The sequence below is a fragment of the Flavobacterium granuli genome (assembly GCF_900129705.1).
Classification (GTDB): Bacteria; Bacteroidota; Bacteroidia; order Flavobacteriales; family Flavobacteriaceae; genus Flavobacterium; species Flavobacterium granuli.
Genome location: NZ_FQWO01000005.1, coordinates 21,431 through 47,775, shown reverse-complemented (window position 1 = coordinate 47,775; position 26,345 = coordinate 21,431). Strand labels below are relative to the sequence as shown.

Sequence of the window (26,345 nt, the reverse complement as noted above, 5' to 3'; positions counted from 1 at the left end):
AAACCAGTTTCCAGCCCTCCGAAAATGCTAATAGTAAGCTCCTATCCTCCAGTAGAATGTGGGATAGCTACTTTTACACGTGATTTGATTCATGCGATTGCCAAAACCTTTGGCTCTTCATTGCCAATAGAAATATGTGCCTTAGAGAGTTCTGTTTTGCCTGACAGGAACTATGAGAAAGAGGTGTCTTATATTTTAAATACGTCAAAAATCGGGGACTATCGGTTAATGGCTCATGTTATTAATGAGCGTGATGATATTGGAACTGTTTGTATTCAACATGAGTTTGGTTTATTTGACGGGGTTTATGGTGATGCTTTACTTTCGTTTATGCTTGCCTTGAACACCCCTATTGTTACCGTCTTTCATACGGTTTTGCCCCATCCTGATGAAAAGCTAAAACGAGTAGTAGATGCCATTTGTGATCTTTCGGAAAAAATTATCGTCCAAAATCAATGCTCCTTTAAAACTCTGATTGCTGATTATAATTGTCCCCCAAAAATGGTGAAGGTAATTGCTCACGGGACACATATTATGCTTTGGAAAGATAAAGAATACCTGAAAAATAAATACGATTATAATCAGAATTTAGTATTGTCCAGTTTTGGTTTACTGAGTCAGAATAAAAATATAGAAACCGTACTCTATGCACTTCCTGAAGTAGTAGCCCGATATCCTAACATCCGCTATCTTGTATTAGGTAAAACACATCCGGAATTGGTTAAGCGAGAGGGCGAAAGTTATCGCGAAAGTCTTATCAATATTACCAGACAGCTACAATTGGAAAATCATGTGATTTTTGTTAATAAATTTCTGGAATTAGGTGAATTACTTGAATATCTGAATCTGTCGGATATCTATCTTTTTTCTTCCAAAGATCCAAATCAGGCCGTCAGCGGTACTTTTGTTTACGCCAGCAGTGCAGGATGTCCGGTTATTTCGACACCGATTCCCCCTGCCATCGAAATTATTGATGCCGGCACGGGTATATTACTCGATGAATTTGAACAGCCGGAGGCTTTCAAGAGGGCGATTTTGCATCTGATTGATGACAAAGAAAAGAGAATTGCATTAGGCAAAAATGCTTTTTCTAAGATGCGACACTCCAGTTGGGAAAATGCGGCTATTGCCTATGGAGGTGTTTTTGCTGAATTGAATAATAAAGCAGAGCGTTTAATTTTTGAGTTGCCTCCAGTCAATCTTACCCATATATGGGAAATGACAACTGATTTTGGCATGTTGCAATTTTCGCAATTCTGCCAACCGGATCCTGATTCAGGATACACCCTTGATGATAATGCCCGGGCATTAATAGGTGCTGTTATGCATTATGATTTATACAAAGAGGAATTGGTCTTAAAACAGATGCAAATCTATCTTGACTTTATCGGATTTGTCCAACTGGATAACGGTTCTTTTAAAAACTATGTGGATTTTGACCGAAGATTTACCGATCAAAATGAGAAAGTAAACCTGGAAGACTCCAATGGCAGGGCTTTATGGGCATTGGGTTATCTGCTGTCAAAGACCGAATCACTTCCTTTGACACTAAGCAATCAAGCCTTAAAGTATTGGAACAAGGCCTTCCCTCTTCTGGATAATTTTACTTCACCAAGAGCCATTGGATTTGTGATAAAAGGTCTTTATTATAATTTTCTTTTCAGTAAAGATGAGACAAACGTACTATTAACAGAAAAACTAGCGGAACGCTTGTTACATTATTATAATTTAAAATCGGATGCTAAATGGAAATGGTACGAAGATTATATGACCTATGCCAATAGCATTTTGCCAGAGGCTATGATGTATGCTTTTCTGATGACGGCCAAACCGCGATATAATCAAATAGCCGAAATAACTTTTGATTTTCTGTTATCGCATTATTTTATGAAAGGAAAGATAAAAGTAATATCAAATAACGGATGGTTTAACAAACGAAATAAGCGCAATTTTTTTGGGGAGCAGCCTATCGAGGTTGCTTATATCATCTTTAGCTTGGACTTATTTTATCAATTTACCCAAAAAAGCAAATACAAAAACCAACTCGAAACAGCTTTCAGTTGGTTTACAGGCAATAATCACCTTAATCAGATCATGTACAATCCTGCAAACGGAGCTTGTTATGACGGCTTAGAAAAGTATCATATTAATATTAATCAGGGAGCAGAATCTGCAGTATGTTACCTTATGGCCAGACTGGTAATGGAGAAATATACGGTTTCACAAGCTCTTTCCCCAAAAACTAAGGTATTGACCGGGGTTTCTTTATGAGGGTTGTGAGTTGTGAGTTGTGGGTTGTGAGTCGTGAGTTGTGAGTCGTGGGTTGTGGGTTGTGAGACGTGAGATGTGGGTTGTGAGACGTAAGTTGTGAGACGTGAGTTGTGGGTTTTGGGTTTTGGGTTGTCAGTTTGCAATCTTTCTTTTTTGTTTGATGAATCACTTCAATGGGTGTTTTTTAACTTATCCAAGTCCGATAAAGTATAAAATTTCATATCGTTGCGTTGGATATATTTACATATCCACTCTAAAGTCTCCATTTTTACCTGGTAATTTCCGGTCAAATTCTGAACCGGTTTATGTCCGCATAAAATCAAAATTTTGTTTTTTTTCTTGGCATAATCTAATAATTGCAACAGATAAGGCGTACTAAAATGGATATGATTATTGTCAATATCAAAAGCATAGACCTTTTTTGAATTTCTAAAATAACATCCTTCCTTTTCAGGGATTTCGTCGCAAAAAGCTCTTCCCCGTATTATTTTAAACTTGGGCGCTAAAGCTTTGTCAAGGGCATCCGATCGTTCTCCGTAAGGATAGGCAAATGAAGTAACATTGAAACCCCATCTTTTCATTGAAGTCCTCATAGGATCTATTTCCTGTTTCATATAAGCATCCATCGTATTGGTTTTTAGGAATTTTATCGCATTGTAATGATGGTATCCATGGCCTGCAATTTCATGGCCTTTATTTTGCAATTGCTGTAGTTTTTTGATTTGGGGAGCTCCAATAGAATCTATTCTGCAAACACAGAAAGTAGCTTTCCAATCGTATTTTTTCAAGAGTCTGTCGGCCTCAAACCATTCGTCTATGTAGGCATCATCAAAAGAAATAACGACTCCTGCCTTATTTTGTTTCGGCTTTGAGAGCTTAGTTTCATAAGAACCTAATGCTATTACTGATACTATTACTACTATTTTAAGACAAGATCGCTTCATTTGTACTTTCGTTTGTTAAAAAACCGCCTCTTATTTCAAATATAGCGCTTTATTTTTCTTTTTGCAGACAATTTTATTGATTGAAATCTTTGGAACCTCAATAAAAAAACAATGACCGAGATTGGTTGTATTTTATTAAATTGCTGGTCTTTAATGAGAAGTACGATGAAATTATCTAAAGAAGAAAAAAAATTCTGGCAACGCCATTATCGGATCGAAAAAGCAGAGGATATTCCTGAGCGATGGGTTGTTTTTAAAGAAGTTGATTCTGATTGCGATGATGAATTTTTCTATTTTTTTAGTTTGAGGGTTAAATCAATAGTAGAATTTCATCTCAAAGAATCTTTGGTCACTGATGAAGGCGTAAAATACATTTGTGGTTTTAAAGAATTAAGCTCTCTTTATTTAAGAAATCATGATGGCATAACGAAAGCCAGTATTCCGTATTTTAATCAAATGAAAGATTTGAAAAGTTTAAACATCACTAAAACAAAAATCACGCTATCTGATTTGTGTGAAAATTTAAACAATCAAAATCTTAGAGAACTCTTTCTGAGTTCCGAAGAAACAGAAGAAAATATACTGGAAAAAGGCTTCCTTATGAAGGAGCGCATGCCTAATTGTAATATTTATTTGGATACTTCCTTTACTACTGATGTATCTGGTAAAGCTATTAAACCCATTTTTGATTGAATAAATCTCGGTAGGCTTTAGTTTTAATGGCATCGTTGTAGTGATTTAAATAAAAAACTGCACTTAAGTCAATTTTTTGTTCTTTACTTAAATGCACTCTAGGGAAGCATCTCCAAACTCGATTAATTGTTTTGACGATTATTCATAATTCTCATCAATCATGTGAAGAATGCAATCCGGACAATTAGAACTCCATCAGGATCCAGAATCATAGTTTCCTTAATGTCTGTTTTGTGAAGGGTCAAATCGCCGGCAATCATTTTATTCCCATCTTATATTCAGCAAAATAACCCGCTGGAAAAGCATAAGCTCCATTTGGTAGAAATACCCTTGTTTTATTCTGAAATCCCCAAGAAATTACTTTTTGTTTCAGAATGTGGGTGTTAAAAGTTTTTCTAAAGAGAAATGTCATAATATCTTTTTTATTTTTAAACGATATAAAGTGTAAAATTGCTATTTGTCAATAGGATTAAAATTCGCTATCGGCTTGTTTTATCCATAATGGTAAATCGAATGATTCATCCAATTCTACAAAAACTATTTTTTCTTTTGCCCAATCATAAGCTCCAAATCTACCATCTAATTGAACTTGAATTTGACTTTTATGCAAATGATTTATTCTGTCATATATTGGAGGTAAGATTATATTTCCTTGATTATCAATAACACCAAACTTCCCATTTAATTTTATTTTTGAATATCTGAATCTAGAGTCTGAACCTCTCTCAAAATATATAAAAGTACGAATATCATCATATACTAGAGGCAGCACTACATTTCCATTCCTATGAATCATCCCGCTTTTATTATTTAATTGCACATATGTCAACAAATTTTCATTAAACCTTCTCATTTTATCATAAATGGGATAAACCAGCTCATTTCCCTTATGATCAATTAGCCCCCATTTATCATTAAGCCCCACATGAAATACGCGCCCCTTTGTATATCCAAATCCTAATTTATCATATTTTAAAGCTTTTTTTTCTTTACCTTTCTTATCAATTACACTAACTTTCTTATTTACACTAACAATACTATAGTCTTCAATAAATGGCATAGCATCATCATATTGACATGGAATTATTATTTTTCCGGTTATGTCAATATAACCGTATTTATTATTCAACTGTACTGATGCCAATCCATCAGAAAAACTAAATGATCTATCATATACACACGGAATGATGGCTTTTCCAGCTTTATCAATATAGCCGTACTTTTTATTTAGGGCTACGCAGGCGAATCCATCAGAAAAATCAATTCGAGAATCATAAATACATTCAATGATAATTTTTCCGTTTTTATCAATAAGACCATGTTTATCGTTTAGCTCTATATTAGCAACTCCTTCGGAAAAATAACCTGCGTAATCATAAATACATGGAATTATTATTTTTCCGGTTATATCAATAAAACCGTATTTGTTATTTAACTCTATCCTAGCTAATCCATCAGGAAAATCGGTAGTATATTTATAATCGGCAGGAATAACAAGATCGCCAGCATTATTTTTGAAACCAATCTTTCCATCAACATCAAATCGGATAAGATTTTGTGCTTTTGCAGTAAATACAATTGAGATCAGGAAGCAAAGTAGCAGTAGTTTTTTCATAATATTATTTTTTCTTTTTGTTGGTTATTTTTTTCTCTCAAATTCACTGGAAATTTCTTCATATCGATAATTCAAAAACAATAATTTATCCGTTTCGGCATCATATTTCACAATATAACTGTAAGATCCAACATACTGTTTTATAGTAATAAGATACTCTTTAAAATCAGGTTTATAAATAATTTTTTCTTTTAGTTTCTTACCATCAGTTGCCCAAAAGAAATCTTCTTCTTTTGTGATTGTTAATTTTAATTTATCCTCTTCTTCAGGAATAATATAATAACTATGAGTATACTTTTTTGGATCAAGGGTTTTATACCCTTTTGTATACGCTTTCCAGTCTTTGTTTAATTCATCTCTTCCACTATCTAAAGTATCTGTACGAACACATTTAGTTTCCACCCAATTGCCCACAATTTTATCAATTTGAGCAAATGCATTGCCTGGAATAAAAAGGATAAGGTAAACTATTATGTATCTTCTCATTTTAAAAAAAATGTTAATGAATCTTTAGAATTATTTACGGCTAAGACAAATTTGATTCAGTTTTTCAAAATAGTGCAATGTTTTCCAATTTTCAGTTTCTAATGGAATAAGCTGCGTTTTTACGTGAATTAGTTTTCCGTCTGGATATTCTTTTATAATACTTTTTCCTTTGGTCGTAAAAGTAATGACGTAATATCCTTCTTTGTTTTTGGTCATTGTAATTTTAGAAATCCCAGGAAAAAATATTCTAACCGTAAATCGTTCTGTCTTGTTCCCGTTTTTTTTGAAAATGGGATAACTCATTGTGCAATCATTAAACTCAATCTGGTAGATGTTTATTTGTGAATCCTTCCCAAATGATTTATACTTTATATGTTGATAGCTCAAGGTGTTTTTGATTTGTTTTTCGAGCACAGCTTTTGATTGCGCCTGACTAATGCACGGGAGTGTTAAAAACATATAAAGTAGAAAGCGTTTCATCATATTTTAAACTTTTAACTGGTCAAGAAATAGAGAGATCCGTTTATTGTTTAGTTGTTGTTTTTTTTGCACAAAGTGGTCAGTTTGTTAAACTGTTCTCTTAGCTTCTCTAAATCAGTTTTTTTTAAACCAATAAATCGACCATATATTTCATTGTTTTTATCTTTTAGATCAGCATAAGGGAAATGAATGTCCCATTTTTTTATAGCAAACAAATCCAGCGTTCTGGAGTTTTTTCGAGGACAGCAATCAGAAATAAGCATGGTTTTTTGTGGAACTTCGGTTGTGATTTCTGGTTCAGGAATGCTGTCAGTAAAGCTCAGGATCCCTTGTTCAGATGCGTTTATTTTTGTTATATGCCCATCGTATTGTTTATTGGATATATAATAAGCCAGCGGATTTGCTTTGATAATCGCATTGATGTTATCGACCGTTTTGTGAAAGTCGGATTTTGGGGATTGGGCATTGGTAGAAGCAATACCTATCAATAAAAACCAATAAAATGTGAATTGTTTTTTCATTGCAAAATTGATTCGTGGCATTTATTGTCTGGATTTTTCTATATAATAAAATTATTGAAATTATTTATTTAAAAATATTTAGGTGCAACTGATTAAAATTGCACCTAGTTAATTGTTACCAATATTTTTGAGTCATAATTGAATAGCTAACGTTGGATCCTCCCCACATATTTTTATGTTTGATAGCCCTGTTTAAAGCATCAGTTTCTGTTGTTCCAAAATGAACTGAAACTACATCATAAGAACAATTAGTAGTGCCTCCTTTCCATTTAATGACACACATATTTGATGCTGTAGCTCCAAAATCATACTTAGAAGACCCCATTTTAATTCTCTTTGCGTTCGGATATTCGCTTTTTAGATATGCTTCTAAATCTTTCTGTTCTTGATAATAATTATTTACATCGACAAGTTTTGAAGAGAAAAACTCATAAGCGTCTGAATTGCATTGATTGCTATAAACCAATCCATAGATTATCACTTGATTTGTAATCGATTTGGGTTTTATAATAAAGCTACTCATTGTTATTACTAATACTATAGCCGTTAGTAAAAGATTCCTTTTAGTATTCATTTTTTTTAATTTAAATTAAACTGTTGAGATATACAATCATCTGCCTTCATTTCAAATGTTGTTTCAATGAAAACGAATTTAGTATCGAAATCTTGAAGTTTTAATTTATGTTTGCCTGATGAAACAAAGGTTAAAATTCTCACATTGTCCAAATTCGCAGCATGAACAAGATCGTTACAAAGAGAACTGTAATTACCCTGTTGTCCTGCCATAACAAAAAATATCCCTTGTGATTGACCATCCAGAACTACTTCCATTTGTATCTTTTTACTGCTGGCATTACTAACACCAATGATGTAATTGCCATACCCACTTGTATCTGCTTCACAAGAAGAAATTAAAATTGGAATTAGTAATACAAAAAGTAAACGTTTTATTAAATTTGTTTTCATAAATAAAAGAATTAAAAAGGGTTAAGTATTTAGGTTATATAAAAAAATGTTTTTTTGCTGTCTTAATGTTATTTAAAGAGTATTGATTACTTCTCAGGAAAAAAATTGAAACTTAATCCTGCCACATATTCGGGATACTTTAGATTCATGAATGATATTCCTCCATTAATAGCGATTCGTCGCCCCAGTTTTATAATTATTCCTGCATCAGTAGAGCCGCCAAGAAAAGATTCATCCATTTTAACAGTTTCTACTTTATTGTATGTGTCTACTTTTTTCTGGTAAGAAAAAGTATTTACAGTTCCAAATCCAACACCCGCATAAATAAATAAAGGTTTGAATATATGATAACTTGAACCTAAAGAAAGCGTATATCTTCCCTGTTCGTTCTTAGTTGCTTCACTTATGAATGTGTAAGTATTTCCTTGAGTATCTGTAAATGTAGATCTATTATTTGGCCCTTTTTTCTCCCTTGAGGGGTCTCCAAACGATTTTTTAATAGACGCTCTAAAACTCATAACAAAACCAAAATTATTGGTTGTTTCTATAAAACTTATACCTGCAGGAGAAACTTCTCCAGATTGAATACCTATAAACAAACCTTTCGCACTATTATTTTCTAAGCGTTTTTCCTTTTTAAAAACAGAAGCATTGCCCGTAGAATAAGCTAATCTTCTATAATACCTAGCGTCTTTTGGAAATGAATATTCATAAGCTAAATAAATATCATAGTAACTCTGGTCATCTCCATTCTTGGCTTGTTCAATCTTCTGTTCCAATGATTTGCCTAACACTGCTTTGTGTTCTATTTTTCGTAAATATTCTTGTGATTTTCTTTCTGATTCTTCTGCTGAAGGCGTAAATAGATCTACTACACCAGTAACTGCATTTTCAAGTGCTTTTTGTTCATTGTATTTTCGTATATTTTCTTTTACAAACATATTATTGTAAATAGAAGTATCACTGGTTGTTGTTTCTGCACTACTACTACTACTACTACTACTACTACTACTACTACTACTACTACTACTACTACTACTTGATGAAGTATTACTATTCGAGTCAGTATTAGAATTAGTACTTGATGGCATAGTTATAAAAACTTCTGTTACTTTATTCCTTTCTGCTTGCTCAGCTAGTTCTTTTTTTCGTGCTATTTCCCGTGCTTTTTTATCGGCTTCTGCTTTGGCATAGGCGGCATCTAATCGACGTTTATCTTCAGCGGCTTTAGCTTCTTTTTCTTTCTTTAATTTTACTTGACAAGCAGGACATGAAATGCCTCCCAGTCCATTCCCACTGTTCGGTACCAATAAACATTTATAATCTCCCTTAGAAATATGTGCTTGCGCATTTACTGAAAATATAGCTGCCATAAAAAAGCAAATAGTAATTAGTTTTTTCATCGTTTAATTTTTAGTTGTTCTTATTTTTAAATTTCTCTTCTGCCGCTTTCGCCGCTTCAATCCTTTTTTTATCCGGTGGTTTAGGATTGTGTATTTCCCGTTGCATTTCGGCTTTTGCTTTGATGAAATCTGCAGTTTTTTGGTCGGGTTCAAAATCCAATCCGTATAATAGCCCATCGTTTTTAGAAATCAGCCAAATTGTTCTGTTGTCTAATTCAACTTGGTGGGGATTCCAACGGGTCAAATCAATTTTTCGGAGGAGTTTTTTCTTCGCAAAATCGTAATGTATTAAATAGTTTTGGTAGCAAAACCACGCACTTTCGGTACGAGTTTCTAGAATTGAACTGTAGGCATCATAGGCAAAATTATCGGTAGGAAATGCTGTTTCCAGATCCAATTGCAGTACTTTCTTTCTGTTGTTGCCCAATACTAAAAGTTGATTTTCGGCGAGTATAAAAGTGTGGCTGTCGCTGGTTCTGGTTTGATATTCAGCATTGGCCAACTGGTTTTTGGTTAAAAAATCCTGGGTGATTTCTCTGCCGTCATGAGTCAGGAATTTATAGTTTCTTACAAAAAACTGTGTGCTATCGATAGAAGTGCGTTTTTTAGATCTTGTTTCGAGGAAGTTTCCGTTGTAGTCGATGGCAAACCAATTGTCGTCCTCGGCATTGGCAATGATCTTGTCTTTTAAATACGCAGGCTGAAAATCGACTCCTTGTCCTATGTTTTTTTGCCAGATTATTTTATTATCCTCCAGATGGTAAGCGACCAGTTTACCGCCATCGGTAACTGCTGTACAATACATAGTATTGTTTGCAAAATAAGGTTTTGAATTGATGGTTTTTAAAGAGAGGTTTTTAATTATTTCGCCTGTATCCAAGTCGTATTGTGCTATCGTCGTCGTTCCTTTTTCATAATTCGAATAAATGAAAGTGTTTTTATGCAGGTAAGGCGGTGCATTCGATTTCGAGACTATGTCCGTTTCCCAAATAGGTTTTAGGCTGTCTTTGGCAATAGCATAGATCTTGTAATTTCCGGCGTTGAAAAGGATTTTGTTGCCCGAAATAAGTAACGAACCGTAAGGTTCCTGAACCTGAAAATCTTTAAAAACGAAATTGGACTTGTAAACTGCTGTTTGAGCAAAAACAGTGAGGCTAACTAAAAGAAAGCAACAATGCAAAGGGAAGAAAGAGAGACTTTTTTTGACCATGCCATTCCTTTTAGATTGATTCTGTCCTTTAATTCTGAACAAAAATAACATAAATATAAATCAAAAGAATACCCCAAAAGGAGTATTTATTGCTCAAAAAAACTAGATCAATCCCTGAAAAATACAATTTTTTATCAGTTGGGCTGTATTTTTAGAATTGGATTTGGTCAGAATGTTATTGCGGTGTTTCTTTACTGTTAAGGGACTGATAAATAGTTTCTCTGCGATTTCGACATTGTTCAAGCCATTGCTGATCAGTTTAATAATATCAATTTCTCTTTTGGAAAATTCTATTAAATCCTGATTTTCTTCATCGAGACTTAAAGTCATGAAAGAAGGTTCTCCGTTTAGACCGATAAGCGATATTTTGTACGTATTCGAATTACTGAGATGATCGATACGGGTGTTGATATTCAAGGACTTTCCATATCCGCCATGGTCATCGATAGAAAGCATTACAGCCTGATGGTTGAATAAGGCGTATTTTCCATTTTTTAAGCGGGCTCTGTAGCTGTAACTAATTTTATAGCTTAACAATTTTTCGCGACTTATTTTTTCCGAAAAGAAATGGGTTAAAAAGGCCTCGGCTTTTACAACAAAGTCTATGTCTTCGGGGTGGATGGCTCCCAATATATCATTAAAGGATATGGTCTCCGGATCAAAGCCGTGTATCTCATAAAAAGAAGGACTGATATGCGAAAGCGACATGTCAAAAAAATCGATAATAAAAAAGGAAAATGCCCCCGTACTAATAATCGAATTGGTCAAATCATCAAAAGATATTTGAGCCGGGGAAGTCGTAATGGCCGTTCTATTAGAAAGCCAAACATCATAAAGTTTTTGTATTTGAGAAGTCATAGACAGGATTTAATCAACAAATTAACATAAAAAAATGTTAAACACAAATTATACGAAATCCTTTTTATTTTTTTTATAGATAATTTGAAGTCTGAATCCATTTTCAATTATACAAGATCGAGATGTGGGGTTGTGAGTCGTGAGTTGTGAGTCGTGAGTTGTGAGTCGTGAGATGTGAGTCGTGAGATGTGAGTCGTGAGATGTGAGTCGTGAGTCGTGAGTCGTGAGTCGTGAGATGTGAGTTGTCGGTTATGAGTTGTGGGTTGTGAGTTGTGGGGTTTCGTGGTCGGACAACGGTCAATGGAGGGCGGGCTTTTCTTTTAAAATCAGCAGCCAGCCTTGTTTGCTTTTTACTGAAATGACATCATTTAGTTTAAAAGTTTTTCCTTCCTGAAAGTCTTTGATTTCGGGCGCTTCGATGGTAACTTTTGTTGGATCTAAAGCTAAAGCCTTCCAATCAAAAGAAAGCTTAATCTGCTGATCTTGATCTCCAAAATTGCCAATGGAAACAAGCGTTTGTTTCGCTTTTACATAGGTTGTTGCTTTTACATTTTTGTGATTCGTTTGAACGGGACATTCTTTGTCCCAATAGCCTATCATTTTAGCGTCGGTTATTCCAAAGTTTTTCCAAAGATTCCAAACCGGGCGTGGCGAAAACTCGCCATAAGCATCGCGTGCGGTTTCGCCATAAAGCATTCCCAGATAGCGGTTCCCCCCATCTTGAAGCATCTCGGCCATTTGCCCAAAAGGAATTCCGGAAGCGGTAACAAACCACTCCTCGGGAGTCATCTTGTTATACCAAAAATGCTCGCCAAGCCACAAACGATCTATATAAGGAAAGAAGCCCGCATATTGGTTGGCTGGTCCTTTCGAGTAATCCGTATTGGAATGTAAATCAATCAAAGCGCCGGGGCGGTATTGCTCCATAATATTGCGCATCCGTTTCATTACCGGCCTGTCAAATGACACATCGTCCATATAGATGCCGTCGATTTTATAATTTTCGAGCATCCAGCGCAAGCCTTCCAAATAGTAATTGACCCAACGCGAGGCACCCACTAATACTAAAGCTGCATCTGAATTTTGATTTGGTAATTCAGTGTACCATGCCGGCTGATAGCCGTCAATCAGATGCTCTGTCTCCCAAGGAAGACCATAGCCTACACCATTTGTAAAAATCTGGTTTTTCAAACTCATCAAGGCATAGATTTCGGTACAATGCGTGGTTAATTCGCGAACGGTATAATACAGTTTAACTTTTCGATTGGCTTTATGCTGGTCTTCGATGTGCTTAATAAGCGAATCCTGTACAATAAATGGATAATTTATATAAGGATTAAGTTCGCGCGCATGATGAATATTCTCAATATTTGCGCCTCCCTCTTCGGCCGCTTTTGTAAAATCTTTCGGGTCGGAATGATAGTAGCGTTCAGAGAAATGTTTGGCCGTATTTATTGGGCGAACTGGTGTTATCAATAATTGCAAGCCGTATTGTATGGGTTCTTTGGTGATGGTAATTGCAGCTGTAGCAGCAATCAAAGTGGCCTGCTGTCCCAGGCTTCCCGTTTCGGTAATTCTCCCTTTTCCTTCATTCGACCAATTTTTTGGCGGTCCAGGCTTATAGTCGGCGATAAGCGGGCCGTGATATACATCACCAGTAAACTCGACATGCAAGCCTGATTTATCACTTCCGATCCAGTAGCTGTCATAAGGCCCTTTCCAATCCCAGCTGTGATTTTCGGGACGCTGGCCTCCACCAAATCCAGCTCCCATAAAATAGTCCGAGGATTCAGCTGCATAAACCGTATTTAAGCGAACATCCAGCACAGCCACATCTTTGTCAGTTGCTGCTAATTGAATGTTGTATGTTATATTTCCATCGTATTCCATAGCGGCATCACAGGAAAATTTCAAACCGCTCTGCACCGACGAAGCGGTCCATGTTATTTTACCGCTTGATTCCTGTAGTATTTTCAGGTTATCAGCAGTAAATACTATGGTCTCCGTTGCAGTTAGCACTTCAAAACTTATTGGCTTTGCCAAGACTTGACGGTCGTTTATTTTTATAAGCTCTGGTAGTCCGTTTTTACTAAGCACAAGCGTCTTTCCAGATGCTAAGATGCTGTTTCCTGCCATTTTCATATCGCTGTATGGCGTAACAGGCTTGTCGTTTAGGCCAATAGTAGAGTTTAACCAACGCAGGCGAGAGTGTCGCCATGTTTCGCTGTCACCTTTATCAGCTAAAATGGTGTCATCCACATGGATTGTTATTTTTATTTCTTTAGGTTTCTCGCCTTCAGCGGTCAAAGTGGCTGTTCCGGTGTATTCTCCTTTTTTTGCATTTTGCGGAATTTGTATGCCACACCACAAGGCCTGCACATTTCCTTTTGGCACATTCACCTCAAAACTGATGGGTTTTCCGTCCCAATTTGTCCCTCCCTGATTAAAGCAAGTAATGGAGTCTTTGCTAATTCTGCTTTTTCCAGATGTAAAATCGCTGAATGTCAGCTTAACATTTTTGAGATCGGTCTTCACCGCCCAAAGTCCAATTTGCCAAGTGTAATACTCATTTTTTGCCGCTTGGCCTTCGAAGGACAAGGCCGGTGTTTTTTTTGCCCAAGATGCAGGAATAGTATAAGGCAAGCGGATGGGAAATGCCCTGTCCTCGGTATAAACCAAGTAATTGTCCTTGTGTTTTTCCAGGATTGAGGCCTTCTCCTTTGCCGTAGCAATCAGGCCCATCGAGCTAAAGGCATCAAAATCAGAACGACTTTCGATGCGTTCTACTTTAGCCTCCGGAAGTGTGGTTTTGTTCTTTTCTACCGATGCTAACCAGCTTGGGTCGGCATTATAGATTGGAGCCAGATAGTCGTTCCATGGTTGGCCATAGCGGGCATCATCCCAGCCTTTTCGGAATTTATACGGCAGATAATAAACGTAATAATCGGTTTCGCCGGCTTGCGGTTGAAAAGCGATTTTGCCATTTTCAGATGAGAATTCCAATACTTTCACATTCAGCACTTCCTTGCCCGTTTGGACACCGTAAACCACCACTTTTTTGGTTTCAGGACGCAGGTCTGGACGGCGCCAGGGAATGCTTGCCACTACGGCATCCAAATCTGATTTACTGATCTTCACGACAGCGCGGTGATTTCCTTTGCTGTCAGGCATAAATGCGGAGTCGGCAACGACAAATGGAATACCGTCCGGAGCAAAAGCTTTGAAGGCTGTTTGTCCATTAGGCTTTTTAGAGGAACATCCCAGTGCTAGCATTGCAGCTATTAACAGCAAATATTTTTTCATTTTTTATGAATTTTAAAACGTACAAAGTTCTTTTATCAGATGGAAGCTACTCCATCAAAGCGATATCGGCAGCTGCGCCTTTTATTGTTAATTCGATGATCAGATCATTTTCATTCTTGTAATTTGCCGGAACGGCGAAAATGAATTTGCCATTTTCTTTTTTAAATTTCACTTTCGCTGCCGTTTGGAATATTTTTGCCGAAAGGATTTTGTTGTCAAAGGCAGGAAGAGTGATCGATGTCTGTCCGCTTAAAAGATGCAGGTATATTTTATTATTTTTTCGTGTGCTCACAAAGTCTCCTTTTAGCGGCAGATAAGGACCGCCTTCGGTTTGATAAATCGTTTCGCCATAGGTTTTCATCCAATCCCCAATTTCACTGAATAATCTTTTCTGTGTATCATCGACACTGCCATCGGGTCTTGGCGCCATATCCAATAAATAGTTCCCGTTTCGCCCGGCTATTTTAACCATGGTTTGAATTAATTCTTTGGCGGTTTTAAATTTCATATTCGAATTATAGGAATAATTAGGATAAGCAACGCTGGAGCAAAATTCCCAAGGCCCTTTGTAATACAAGTTTTCCCATTCTTTTCCTCCGTGGTCTTCACGGCTGTGATAGTCTCCAACATTCTTCTCAAAATCCCAACCGTCATCCCATTGACCGCCAACGGGTTTAGAAGGCATTTGTAGGCGTGACATGATTATATTGGCATCTAAACTTTTTAAATAATCCGAAAGTTCTTTTCGGTATTTTGGATTATCATACCATTCGGAATGCCAGAAACCATCGAACCAAAAATTCTTGGTATGGTATTTTTGAATCAACTCAGCGCATTGTTTTTTTACGAATTCAAGATAGGCATCCATCCCTCCTTTTACAGGTTCAAAAACGGTATCTTCGACCCAGCACATTTTTGACCATTCATTTTGGTGAAGATCAGCAATGGAATAATAGGTGCAAAAGATTATCCCCTGCTTTTCACAGGCTTCGGATAACTGTTTGCAAACATCCTGAGCATAAGGAGTGTTCATGATATTAAAATCGGTTGCTTTTGTATCCCAAAGGGAAAAGCCATCGTGATGTTTTGGCACAAAAACGATATATTTCATACCGGCATTCTTGGCGATACGCACCCATTCGTCGGCATCAAACTTGGTGGGATTCCATTCTTTGCACATTTTTTGATAGTCGGCTGCAGCAAGCTCACGCCCCCAAGACCATCCAATTTCCTGGTTGACTGCGCCCAATGGGGTCCAATGGATAAACATTCCGAATCGTGCATCTGTAAACCATTTTACCTCATTTTTCACTTTGAGGTTCCTCTCTTTTTTTTGTGCCAAAGCAATTGAAAGGTTTGCAAAAAGAAGTAAAGTCAGCATTAGTGATTTTAAAAGATTCGAAAGAAAATTATTTGTCTTATTTTTTTGTTGTGTTTTCATTTGTATTATTTGGTTAGTATTTGTAGCAGCGGCTATTATTAATTGAGTTGAACATTGACAGCTAAAAAAAATCAAGTCGATTCTCTCAAAATTATTTCCCCTTCTATTGTTCTCTTTTCAAAGTGAGAGCTGCTTCCCTTTATCTGATTCATCAAAAGCTCAAAACAGCCCAGAGTCAATTTTAAAATTGGCTGGCTGACGACTGTTAGCTCCGGATCGCAGGCAATACACATTGGCCCGTTATCAAAGCCTACTACCGAAATATCTTCGGGAATACGGATCATCCTCTTTTTCAAATACTTGATTACACCAATGGCAGCATCATCTGATACGGCTAATATCCCATCAGGAGTTTCTGCTAAGTCCATTAGTTTTTCTGCTGCCTCATATCCATCGTCCATACAATGGCTGGGTTGTTCTATAAAAAGCGCTTCATCAAAAATCAGATGATTGTCCTCTAATGCCTGTTTATATCCTTTCAATCGGTCTCGGAACACATTAATATGGCTTGAAGTTGAAATCAGAGCAATTCGTTTTTTGCCCTTCCTGATCATCAGATTTACGGCATCGTAAGCGCCCTGGAAATTATTGACTACTACTTGGGAGGATGCGATATCTTCTGGGATTCGGTCGAAAAAGACCAAGGGGATGTCTCTTTCTTTCAGCAAATTAAAATGCTCGCCATTTCTTGTTTCTTTTGATATGGAACAGATGAGTCCTGCAAGCCGATAATTTATTAAAATGTTGACAATTTCCTTTTCAATTTCATAGTTGTCACTGGATTGAAAAACCATCACTGAATATCCGGATTGATGGGCTAGATTAGAAAATTCAGATATGAATTTAGAGAACAAATAGTGTTGTAAATCCGGAACCAAGATTCCTATGGTATTACTGCTGTTATTTCTGAATCCCTGGGCAATAAGATTCGGTTTATAGCCCAATTCGGTAGCTTTTTCCCAGATTAAATCATTAGTTTTCTTACTGACCGATGCACTGTTTCGCAAAGCACGCGAAACGGTTGTATGATGTATGTTAAGTTCTTTAGCAATATCTTTTATGGTAACGTATTTTTTCATTTGCCGCTTTTTTTGAAATCCAAATATATAAAACTCACGTGAGCATTTTGAGTAAAAACAAGAAATATTTTAGAGTGAGTTGTGAGTCGTGAGTTGTGAGTCGTGAGTTGTGAGTCGTGAGTTGTGAGTCGTGAGTCGTGAATCGTGAATCGTGAGTTGTGAGTTGTGAGTTGTGAGTTGTGAATCGTGAGTCGTGAGTTGTGGTTTATCGAGACACGTATCCGGAAAACAGCTTGATGATTCATAAAAAAAAAAACAACCCGAAGATTGTTTTTTTTATGAATCAGACACTAATAAAGGTTTATAAAACAGCATTTTATAATTTTATAAAATACATACCAACAGCAGCTAGATTAGTTTTTTATATTCCATCAAGTTTATAAATCAAAACCTATAGAAAACTGCCAAACTCTGTTGTGTGCTTTCCCCTGATCATATAAATCTCCTAAACCCAGATGGTATCTAACTCCTAAGCTGATTCCCGAATCTGTTTTAAATCCACCACCAAAGTTCATTCCCCAATCGAAATTATTAGGGTCGTATTCTTGTGAACTACTAAAAAGGCCATCGTATTCTTCTTTATGCGAAACTGCTAATCCAATCTGTGGACCCGCTTCCAAAAAGAAATTTTTAGAAGGATAGGCTTTAAGCATGAATGGCAAGTTTATGTAATCTAATTTTTGCGTAAAAGTCCCACTGCTATTTGTTATTTCGTATCCTTGCTGTGAATACATTAATTCAGGTTGAATAGAAAAGCTTTCGCTAATAAAAGACTCGCCATAAACTCCTATATGAAAACCATGTCGTTGTCCCGTTTCCCCATCTCCGTCAAAACTTACGGCTGCTAAATTATAACCTCCTTTTATCCCTCCACTCGATTTGGGAATCGCATTGTCCTGCGCATTCATCGTTGCTATTATACCAAAGAATAAAGCTATTGTTATTTGTTTTATTTTCATCTTTTTTGTTTTTGATTATTAAAATTATATTTTTATTTTCCTCCATTGGCACGAAGATCTGCAATACATTGCGCGTCTAATTGTGGGGCTGCGCCAGCTGAAACCATATTCGAAATACCGCCTCCTGTTTCTGAAGACCAATACATTAAACAGCTTTTCTCAACACAATGTTTTGGATGTGCTGCATCTTCGTGATTGCTTTGCAAGACTGTACCAAGGTTTGTCAATCCAAGAATATGTCCAAATTCATGGGTAATTACAGTTGTTTCCAATAAACTTCTGTTGGGTTCAAAAGGACTGTCGCTTAAAGCTTGAAGCGTTTGTTCGAAAATAACAAAAGAAGTATTTCTATAAGCCGTTCCAAGAATAACTGAGGTATCCGTGTCTTTTGAAGATTTCCCATCTGCAAAAAATGCCCAAACTGCTATTTGATCCGAAGTGTTGTATTTTGTTCTGTTTGCATCTTCAATACTTACAATCTCCTCATTGGTATAAGGAGAATTTCCCGGAGATGGTATAGAACGTTTTATAACACTAATGCCATTTGGTTTGTATGTTCTTGCTGTAAGAAAGTTTACAAAATTATTAATAGCTGTGCTGCTTGGTTCAAAACCGGCTACATACACGATTTCAATAAGTATGCTCTTGAACTTTTTATCCGATAATAAATCGTTCGCAGAACTTCCTGTTTGCTGTTTATTCGTATTCGGATTTACTGCAACTGAGTTGTCTATGGGATCCTCTTCTTTTGAACAGGAAGTTACTAGGAGTAACAAAGCAATCGCCAGTATAGAAAGTATTTTTTTCATTATTATCTTTATTATTAGGTTCATTTAGATAAGAACAGCTACACTGTTTTTGAGCAACTGTTCTTAGTAATCAACCCACTTAAATCCAGCTATATTTGTTTGAATACTAATGTTACTGCCGCATTAGTAGAACTTTGCAATGTGATTGTCGAAGCGGTAAAACTTGTTACTTTCCAAGTATTATTCAATAAAGCAAACGAAGCATTCCCTGAAAAGTTTAGTTTTAGAAAAACATCTACTTCCGAGCTTAGCGCATAAGTTCCGTTTACAGTTGTATTCAATAGATTTACGGCAGTTATCGATAAATTATTTGCAAAATCTAGCGTGAAATCTTTGTAATTTGTCGCTGAGTTTACTCCTGCACTTATATAAGAATCTACTTTAAACTTTCCGTTAACCAAGATCGTTTCTAATTTTTTTCTGTTTTCAACTGCTGCTGCTATCGCTGCTTCTGTTTTTAATGATGCAGTAATAGCTGCTTGTAATTCAGCATCACTGGAAACTGTCATTTTTGTTCCGTCCGCAATTGTCACTGAAATCGGATAGTTTACTGAATATAATTCCGTGCTGCTTACATTAGACATATACGCATATAATTGTTGTTTGGATGTGATAACAATACTTCCTGTTTGTTGTAAACTTAAATTATAGGTTAAAATTGTAATGGGAAAGCTGATATTTACCGAAGAAATAGCATTTTGACTGGAAGCTTCCGCTGATGAACAGGCATTAAGAATTGCATTATATTCGGTTTGATTGTTAACTGTAACCTCCGTATAATTACTTAATTTAACTTTGAAAGGAAATTGCAATACAGCGGTATCCTGGTCATTATTAAACTGTCCAAAAATAGAAAGGACCTGTTGGTAATCCAATTGACTAAAAAGTGTAAGCTTTGTCCCGTTGACCGTTGCTGTTGCTGGTAATACAATAGATGAACAAGAGGCTCCATCCAAGAAATCATCAAATGAACCATCGTACATTGACGTACGTTTCAGATTAGTTGTTGTCGTTGAATTAGCTGAATTTGTATTTGGATTTTCTCCTTGTACGTCATCAACTTCACTTTGGCATGATGTAAAACCTAAGATAGCCATCAATGCAATTCCGGTAACGATTTTTAATTTTTTCATAATTTTCAAATTTAATGTATTTTTATATTTACAAGCGATATTTTTAGCGCCTTTCTATTAGTAAGACAACTAGGCTTATTTTTACCCTACGGAAATTTTAAAAAAAATATAAAATTTTACAAATGAATTTGTAAAATACTATAAATCAATATATTAAAATTTTAAATATTTTTCTTGAAAAAGCAATTATTAGTAAGCTAATTGCTTTTTGAAAAAATAATTTACATTTACAACCTACAAAAAATGAATTAATACTCCATGAGCGACGAAAAAAGTACCCTTTGCGACGAAACTCACTTTAGAGACTTTTACTTAAAGCAGCTGCAATCAGCCACTAACTTTGCGTATTACAAATGTGGTGATGATGAAGCTGCATTGGATTTGGTGCAAGATGCGTTTACCAAAATTTGGGAGAATTGTTCCAAAATTGACTTTAGTAAAGTCAAAACCTATTTGTTTGCCAGCATTACTAATTTATTCCTGAATAACATAAAGCATCAAAAAGTGGTATTGAAGTATGCTAAAGATGCGCCTAACTTAGATACTACTAATCAAAGTCCCGAATATCAATTTGAAGAAGAAGAATTCAAACAAAAACTCACCAAAGCAATCGCATCATTGAGCGAAGCACAGCGGGAAGTATTTTTATTGAATAGAATAGATGGAAAAAAGTATCGGGAAATAGCTGAGTTACTCGATATTTCTCAAAAAACGGTAGAAAAAAGAATGTCCGGAGCGCTGCAAATTTTAAAAGCCCAAATAGAAAACATATAATTAGTCATTTAGCTGTAGGGTAATTTAAGAGTTAGTTGTCTTATAAACATAGCCATATAAAATGAAAAACGAGAAAGAGATATTAAAATGGTTCAATAATGAACTTTCAAGTAAAGAAATAGAAGTTTTGAAACAATCTGAAGATTTGCAAACACTTGAAAAGATTGCTCATTATGCATCACAACTGGAAACTCCAAAAGTAGATGCCCATGCTGCTTTGGAAGCTTTTACAGCCAGAAACCATTCTAAAAAGAAAACAAAAGTCAGAACTTTAAACTTTAAGACATTCTATAGGGTTGCCGCTATTCTGGTTGTTCTGTTAAGCTCTGCTTATTTCTTGTTTTTTAATAACATTAGCTCTTTTGAAACTCAAATAGCGCAAACAAAAACAGTTAGACTTCCGGATAATTCTAAAGTGATATTAAACTCCGCCTCGAAATTAAGTTTTAACGAAAAAAAATGGGCTGATAAAAGAGCTTTGACCTTAGAAGGAGAAGCTTTTTTCAAAGTGCAGAAAGGTCAAACCTTTAGTGTAAACACCGCCGCAGGAGTCGTTCGCGTTTTAGGAACGCAATTTAACGTAAAAGAACGCAAAAACTATTTTGAAGTTAATTGTTATGAAGGTTTGGTGAGCGTGACTTATAATAACAAAACTATTAAATTAGCTCCAGGAAAAAGCTTCCGGGTTATCAATGGCATTATCGAAAATGTTGAAGATTTTTATGCCCAAAACCCTTCGTGGCTTCAACAGGAATCGAGCTTTAATAAGATTCCTTTGGATCAGGTTATTGCAGAATTAGAGCGTCAATACGATATAAAAATTAAGGCGGAAGGCGTGGACACTTCAAAACTCTTTACGGGAAGTTTTACACATACTAACAAAGAAATAGCGCTTCAGGCGGTTACAATTCCGCTTCAATTAAGCTACAGGATTCAAGGCAAAACCATTATATTTTACAACTATGGAGTTCAATAAATGGCTGATTTGTCTGTTAGTTTGTATTGGCAGTATTTGTTATGGACAAAATACAACTAAAAAAACAGCTTTAAGTGAGCTTATTATTTCCCTCGAAAAACAATTCAATATTAAGTTTTCGTATGCCGTTGAAGATGTAGCCAGCATTACAATTGACAAACCGAATGCCTCTTTTACATTACAAGAAACAATTGCTTATCTGAACTCGAAAACGCTTTTAAATTTCAAGGCTTTAGACGATCGCTATGTTACCGTTTCGTTGCTAAACAAAACAATATCGGTTTGTGGCATTGTTTTATCCGATGAGAAAAAATCTCGTTTAGTTGGCGCTTCAGTCCTTGTAAATGATATTGGAAGAAGTACCATCACAGATAAAAATGGTAAATTTAGCTTAACAAATATTCCAATCAATGCCAGGCTTACTGTTTCTTATGTGGGCTTTGAGTCCAGACAGTTTTCGGCTAACGAATTGTTTTCTGCACAAAATAATTGCAAGGAAATCATTCTTTCCACAAAAAACGAAGAGTTGAATCAGGTTTTGATCGATGTATATTTGACGCCCGGATTACAAAAATACCTGGATGGAAGCACTGTTTTAAACACTAAAAAATTCGGTATTCTTCCCGGATTAATAGAACCTGACATTTTGCAATCTGTTCAAGCGCTTCCCGGTGTGGAAAGTACCAATGAAAGCATCGCTAATATCAACGTACGCGGCGGAACTAACGATCAGAATTTAGTGCTTTGGGATAATATTAAAATGTATCATTCCGGTCATTTTTTTGGGTTAATATCGGCATACAATCCCAATCTTACCGATAAGGTTATCGTCAGTAAAAACGGAACAAGTGCTGAATACAGCGATGGCGTTTCCAGTACGATTAATATGTACACGAAAGATTTGGTGACCAATAACTTTTCCGGTGGCGCAGGAATTAACTCCATCAGCGCCGATGCTTTTTTAGAAATTCCAATAACTAAAAAATTAGAACTTCATATTTCGGGACGCCGTTCCGTTACTGATTTGTTCAAATCTCCTAGCTACAGTAAATATTTTGACCGTAGTTTTCAGGACACTGAAATCAATTCTGATAGCGACCAGCATGATACATCATCTGATTTTTACTTTTATGATTATACCGCTAAATTACTTTTTGATTTGAATGAAAAACATCAATTCAGAGCGACTATTATTGGCATCAATAACGCTTTGGATTATTCAGAAAGCCGCATTACAAATTCAAATGAAACCCAATCTAAAAGCAGTGCTTTATCCCAGAAAAACATGGGTTACGGAGGAAATTGGAAAGCGCAATGGAATCCGAAATTAAGTTCAAACTTCATCACTTACTTTTCCAGATACAATATTGATGCTAACGATTACAGAGTGGAAACGGATCAGCGCTTGACCGAAGCCAATGAGGTGCTGGAAACCGGAGTTAAATTCAATACCCATTACAAAACGAATGACCACTTAAATTTCTTGTTTGGGTACCAATTCAATGAAACGGGGATGTTGAACCAAACCACCGTTAGTGCTCCGTTTTACTCCAGTACCAAAAAAGATGTTTTGTTGAACCATGCCTTATTTTCTGAGGTGGAATACAATAAAAACAATAGCTATTTGAGAGTGGGAATGCGTTTGAATTATTTTCAAAAATTCGAAAAGCTTTTGGTCGAGCCAAGAATAAACATCAGACAGAAATTATCAGATCAATTTGCTTTAAAATTAGAAGGGGAATTCAAAAATCAATCTAGTACTCAAATAGTAGATTTTGAAGATGATTTCTTAGGTGTCGAAAAAAGACGTTGGGTTTTAGTAACCGATAAAGACATACCTATTGCAACGAGCAAACAAGGCTCTTTTGGTGTCGAATTCAATAAAGACAAACTAAATATTGAGGCTACGGCTTTTTATAAAATTGTTGATGGCATTACAGCTTCTAATCAGGGTTTCTATAACAGTTTTCAGTATACTAACGCCAATGGAAGTTACACTGCCCGAGGTTTAGAATTTCTGGCCAATAAAACCGCGCGTCAATATAGCGTTTGGGTCAGTTATACGTTTAGTAGAAACGACTATGAATTTGAAACGTTCATCCCTCCTACTTTTCCAAATAATGCAGATATTAGGCATTCTGTTTCTGTTGGTTTTTATTTCAATATTCTAAAAAATCTAAAAATAGCTGTTGGTGGCATTTGGAGAAATGGTCAGCCGTATACAAAACCAATTGAAGCTAAGGAAACCATACAAAACGGAAATAATACCTTGGTAAACTATGATTTGCCAAACCATGAAAATCTGGACAGTTTCATGCGTTTAGATGCTTCTTTAAATTATAATTTCAATCTGTCGGAATCTATTAAAGCTTCGTTTACTGCCGGTGTAATTAATCTTAGCAATCAAGATAATGTTATCAATAGGTATTACAAAGTGAATCCAAATGACAGGAATGATGCTATTCAGGTAGATAACAAATCGCTTGGCTTAACGCCAAATATAAGTTTTAGAGTGAATTTTTAATATTTACGGTCTTCGCTTTGATGTGAGATGTGAATCGTGAATCGTGAGTCGTGAGTTGTGAATCGTGAGATGTGAGTTGTCGGTTGTGAGTTGTGGGATGTGAGTCGTGAGACGTGAATCGTGAGACGTGAATCGTGAGATGTGAGTTGTGAGATGTGAGTTGTGAGATGTGAGTTGTCTGTTGTGAGTTGTCTGTTGTGAGTTGTCTGTTGTGAGTTGTCTGTTGTGAGTTGTGAGATGTGAATCGTGAATCGTGAAACGTGAGTTGTGGGATGTGAGCCCTGTAAGATGATGATTGAGAGCACTCCCCTTTTAAGCTTCCATTAGCTGTTAGATTGCGCCCAGAATTATTATAATTCATATATCACTCTAAAGAAGGAGCTAAATTTCTCTTCACTTTTAGTTAAGGGAAATCCTAATACAAGTCCCAAGGCCAAAACATGATTAATCTGTATTTTGCTCTGCGGACGCATTGTCATTTCAAATTTACCATCGACTAATGCTTTGTTGAATTCAATTCCTACAAAATGCGATGTATTAGGAATAGCATAAGCAAGGGATGTATTAAACTGCCAATTCACATTTGTATATTCTGTATGAAAAGTGTGTTTTAATAGAGGCCCTGCCAAGATTAAAGTGTGGAAATTACTTCCCCAGCGTTTGGCAGCAACAAAAAACGGACTGTATATTGTACCGGTGATCAGTTGCTGGCGGTCATAATTTTTGAAATCCGTAAATTCAAAAACTTGTGTGTAACCAATAGCCAGAGTTGTACTGTATTTTGTTGAAACGTAAAATGAGTATTGGGCAGATAATCTAAGATTGTCCAGTTTGTTTTTTGGTATATCTTTTACATCGCTTATTTGTTTATAGAACGAAAAATCAGTTTCAATTTCGAGTCCCAAGCGGTTGATGGGTGCAAATTCGTATTCAGCTAAAACCGCATATTCACTATAGGTCTTAGAATTGATAAAATCTCCTGCAACATTAAGTTCTTTCTCGCCTTTTCGGGCTCCAAGGTCTCTAACTAAATCTATATAAAGCGGCTCAATATGTTTGACTTTTTCCAGCTTAATTGGCGTAGGTTTGGTCTGCGCCTGAACAATGGACGTCAATACTATTGCTATTATAATGATTATTTGGCGATTCAATGATGTGATTTTTTTCATCTTATGTAGGCTGTGAGTCGTGAGTTGTGAGTCGTGAGTTGTGGGTTTTGGAGCACTTAGGCATCCGGAATTTGGGGTTCCACTAATTTTGCCAATTTCTCTAATGATTCCTGCCAACCTAAATAACACATTTCTGTTGGTATAGCCGAAGGGATTCCTTCTTGAGTAATTTTAAGTTCAGTACCGCAAGACAGCTTTTTGAGCCAAACTGAAGTGATCATTTCGCCAGGCAAATTCGGGTCATCAAATTTGTCTGTATATTTAATAAATTCATTTGGCTTCAATTCCCTATATGTTCCGCCAAAGGAGTGTCCATTTCCTGTAGAAAAATTAATAAAAGACATGCTGTAGTTCCCTCCTATTTTTACATCCATACTGTGAACAACACATAAAAAGCCATAAGGGGGAATCCATGATGCCATCGCATTTGCATCAGTAAACGCACGATAAATTTTCTCGGGTTCGGCTTTAAGTACTCGGTGTAATGAAACGCTATTATTTTCCATATTATTGATTTTGGATTAGTGATTATTCATTAATGAGGCTTACTTGAAACATTAAAGATAAAAAATAATATTGAATGTTTTGTCGGTTGTCGGTTATGGGTTGTGGGTTGTCGGTTATCGGTTTTGGGTTTTGGGGATCGGTAGACGGTGGACGGACAACGATTAATGGTTATTATGCAGATAATCCCTTTTTGACTACTAATACTCCCGATTTGACACTTTTGG

At 36.0% G+C, this 26,345-nt stretch carries 24 protein-coding genes; 5 read left to right on the top strand and 19 right to left on the bottom strand.

Features of this window, described 5'->3' with window-relative positions:
* Positions 1-24 precede the first annotated feature (24 nt).
* Positions 25-2,271: a glycosyltransferase gene (locus BUB25_RS08355; protein ID WP_244533816.1), complete on the top strand. Its 2,247-nt coding sequence runs from the start codon at positions 25-27 to the stop codon at positions 2,269-2,271.
* 170 nt (positions 2,272-2,441) lie between these two features.
* On the opposite strand, the gene BUB25_RS08350 is transcribed toward BUB25_RS08355, so the two are convergent.
* Positions 2,442-3,215 carry a polysaccharide deacetylase family protein gene (locus tag BUB25_RS08350; RefSeq protein ID WP_072942921.1) on the bottom strand — a complete coding sequence of 258 codons (774 nt, stop codon included), beginning with the start codon at positions 3,213-3,215 and terminating at the stop codon, positions 2,442-2,444.
* Positions 3,216-3,380: 165 nt separating this feature from the next.
* Between BUB25_RS08350 and BUB25_RS08345 the strand changes: the two genes are divergently transcribed.
* Complete coding sequence (locus BUB25_RS08345; protein ID WP_139256897.1) at positions 3,381-3,908, top strand: hypothetical protein; 528 nt, start codon at positions 3,381-3,383, stop codon at positions 3,906-3,908.
* Positions 3,909-4,164: 256 nt separating this feature from the next.
* On the opposite strand, the gene BUB25_RS16590 is transcribed toward BUB25_RS08345, so the two are convergent.
* The 16 genes from BUB25_RS16590 to BUB25_RS08270 form a co-directional block, all read right to left on the bottom strand.
* Positions 4,165-4,320 (bottom strand): hypothetical protein, encoded by a 156-nt coding sequence (locus BUB25_RS16590; RefSeq protein ID WP_170066891.1) that lies wholly within the window; start codon positions 4,318-4,320, stop codon positions 4,165-4,167.
* 57 nt (positions 4,321-4,377) lie between these two features.
* Positions 4,378-5,523 (bottom strand): WG repeat-containing protein, encoded by a 1,146-nt coding sequence (locus tag BUB25_RS08340; RefSeq protein WP_072942917.1) that lies wholly within the window; start codon positions 5,521-5,523, stop codon positions 4,378-4,380.
* 24 nt (positions 5,524-5,547) lie between these two features.
* Positions 5,548-6,009, bottom strand: coding sequence for a hypothetical protein (locus BUB25_RS08335; RefSeq protein WP_072942915.1), 462 nt, complete (start codon positions 6,007-6,009; stop codon positions 5,548-5,550).
* Between the two features lie 30 nt (positions 6,010-6,039).
* On the bottom strand, positions 6,040-6,312 hold the full coding sequence (locus BUB25_RS16425) for a hypothetical protein (protein WP_139256896.1): 273 nt from the start codon (positions 6,310-6,312) through the stop codon (positions 6,040-6,042).
* A 227-nt stretch (positions 6,313-6,539) separates the two neighbouring features.
* The gene (locus tag BUB25_RS08325) at positions 6,540-7,010 is read right to left on the bottom strand and encodes a hypothetical protein (RefSeq protein WP_139256895.1); all 471 of its coding nucleotides are present in this window, start codon (positions 7,008-7,010) and stop codon (positions 6,540-6,542) included.
* Between the two features lie 115 nt (positions 7,011-7,125).
* Positions 7,126-7,584, bottom strand: coding sequence for a hypothetical protein (locus BUB25_RS08320; protein ID WP_139256894.1), 459 nt, complete (start codon positions 7,582-7,584; stop codon positions 7,126-7,128).
* A 5-nt stretch (positions 7,585-7,589) separates the two neighbouring features.
* Complete coding sequence (locus tag BUB25_RS08315; RefSeq protein ID WP_072942907.1) at positions 7,590-7,976, bottom strand: hypothetical protein; 387 nt, start codon at positions 7,974-7,976, stop codon at positions 7,590-7,592.
* 86 nt (positions 7,977-8,062) lie between these two features.
* Entirely contained in the window at positions 8,063-9,379 is a 1,317-nt protein-coding gene (locus tag BUB25_RS16585) for a hypothetical protein (RefSeq protein ID WP_072942905.1), read from the bottom strand.
* Positions 9,380-9,389: 10 nt separating this feature from the next.
* The gene (locus tag BUB25_RS08305; RefSeq protein ID WP_170066890.1) at positions 9,390-10,589 is read right to left on the bottom strand and encodes an outer membrane protein assembly factor BamB family protein; all 1,200 of its coding nucleotides are present in this window, start codon (positions 10,587-10,589) and stop codon (positions 9,390-9,392) included.
* A 102-nt stretch (positions 10,590-10,691) separates the two neighbouring features.
* Complete coding sequence (locus BUB25_RS08300) at positions 10,692-11,447, bottom strand: LuxR C-terminal-related transcriptional regulator (protein WP_072942900.1); 756 nt, start codon at positions 11,445-11,447, stop codon at positions 10,692-10,694.
* A 297-nt stretch (positions 11,448-11,744) separates the two neighbouring features.
* A complete protein-coding gene (locus tag BUB25_RS08295) occupies positions 11,745-14,750 on the bottom strand; it encodes a glycoside hydrolase domain-containing protein (RefSeq protein WP_072942898.1) in 3,006 nt (1,001 codons plus the stop codon).
* A gap of 46 nt (positions 14,751-14,796) precedes the next feature.
* On the bottom strand, positions 14,797-16,191 hold the full coding sequence (locus BUB25_RS08290) for an alpha-L-fucosidase (RefSeq protein ID WP_139256893.1): 1,395 nt from the start codon (positions 16,189-16,191) through the stop codon (positions 14,797-14,799).
* Between the two features lie 71 nt (positions 16,192-16,262).
* The gene (locus BUB25_RS08285) at positions 16,263-17,270 is read right to left on the bottom strand and encodes a LacI family DNA-binding transcriptional regulator (RefSeq protein ID WP_072942894.1); all 1,008 of its coding nucleotides are present in this window, start codon (positions 17,268-17,270) and stop codon (positions 16,263-16,265) included.
* A 377-nt stretch (positions 17,271-17,647) separates the two neighbouring features.
* Positions 17,648-18,229 carry a porin family protein gene (locus BUB25_RS08280; protein WP_072942891.1) on the bottom strand — a complete coding sequence of 194 codons (582 nt, stop codon included), beginning with the start codon at positions 18,227-18,229 and terminating at the stop codon, positions 17,648-17,650.
* Between the two features lie 32 nt (positions 18,230-18,261).
* Complete coding sequence (locus tag BUB25_RS08275; protein ID WP_072942889.1) at positions 18,262-19,038, bottom strand: zinc metalloprotease; 777 nt, start codon at positions 19,036-19,038, stop codon at positions 18,262-18,264.
* An 89-nt stretch (positions 19,039-19,127) separates the two neighbouring features.
* Complete coding sequence (locus BUB25_RS08270; protein ID WP_072942887.1) at positions 19,128-20,171, bottom strand: hypothetical protein; 1,044 nt, start codon at positions 20,169-20,171, stop codon at positions 19,128-19,130.
* A 258-nt stretch (positions 20,172-20,429) separates the two neighbouring features.
* Between BUB25_RS08270 and BUB25_RS08265 the strand changes: the two genes are divergently transcribed.
* From BUB25_RS08265 to BUB25_RS08255, 3 genes are all read left to right on the top strand, one after another.
* Entirely contained in the window at positions 20,430-20,945 is a 516-nt protein-coding gene (locus BUB25_RS08265; RefSeq protein WP_072942885.1) for an RNA polymerase sigma factor, read from the top strand.
* A gap of 61 nt (positions 20,946-21,006) precedes the next feature.
* A complete protein-coding gene (locus BUB25_RS08260; protein WP_072942882.1) occupies positions 21,007-21,921 on the top strand; it encodes a FecR family protein in 915 nt (304 codons plus the stop codon).
* On the top strand, positions 21,908-24,445 hold the full coding sequence (locus BUB25_RS08255) for a TonB-dependent receptor plug domain-containing protein (RefSeq protein ID WP_072942870.1): 2,538 nt from the start codon (positions 21,908-21,910) through the stop codon (positions 24,443-24,445). The genes BUB25_RS08260 and BUB25_RS08255 overlap by 14 nt, the downstream gene beginning before the upstream one ends.
* A gap of 350 nt (positions 24,446-24,795) precedes the next feature.
* On the opposite strand, the gene BUB25_RS08250 is transcribed toward BUB25_RS08255, so the two are convergent.
* Together BUB25_RS08250 and BUB25_RS08245 are read right to left on the bottom strand one after the other, a co-directional pair.
* Positions 24,796-25,614, bottom strand: coding sequence for an HAEPLYID family protein (locus tag BUB25_RS08250; protein ID WP_084089471.1), 819 nt, complete (start codon positions 25,612-25,614; stop codon positions 24,796-24,798).
* 56 nt (positions 25,615-25,670) lie between these two features.
* Positions 25,671-26,120 (bottom strand): SRPBCC family protein, encoded by a 450-nt coding sequence (locus tag BUB25_RS08245; protein WP_072942868.1) that lies wholly within the window; start codon positions 26,118-26,120, stop codon positions 25,671-25,673.
* Between the last annotated feature and the right edge of the window lie 225 nt (positions 26,121-26,345).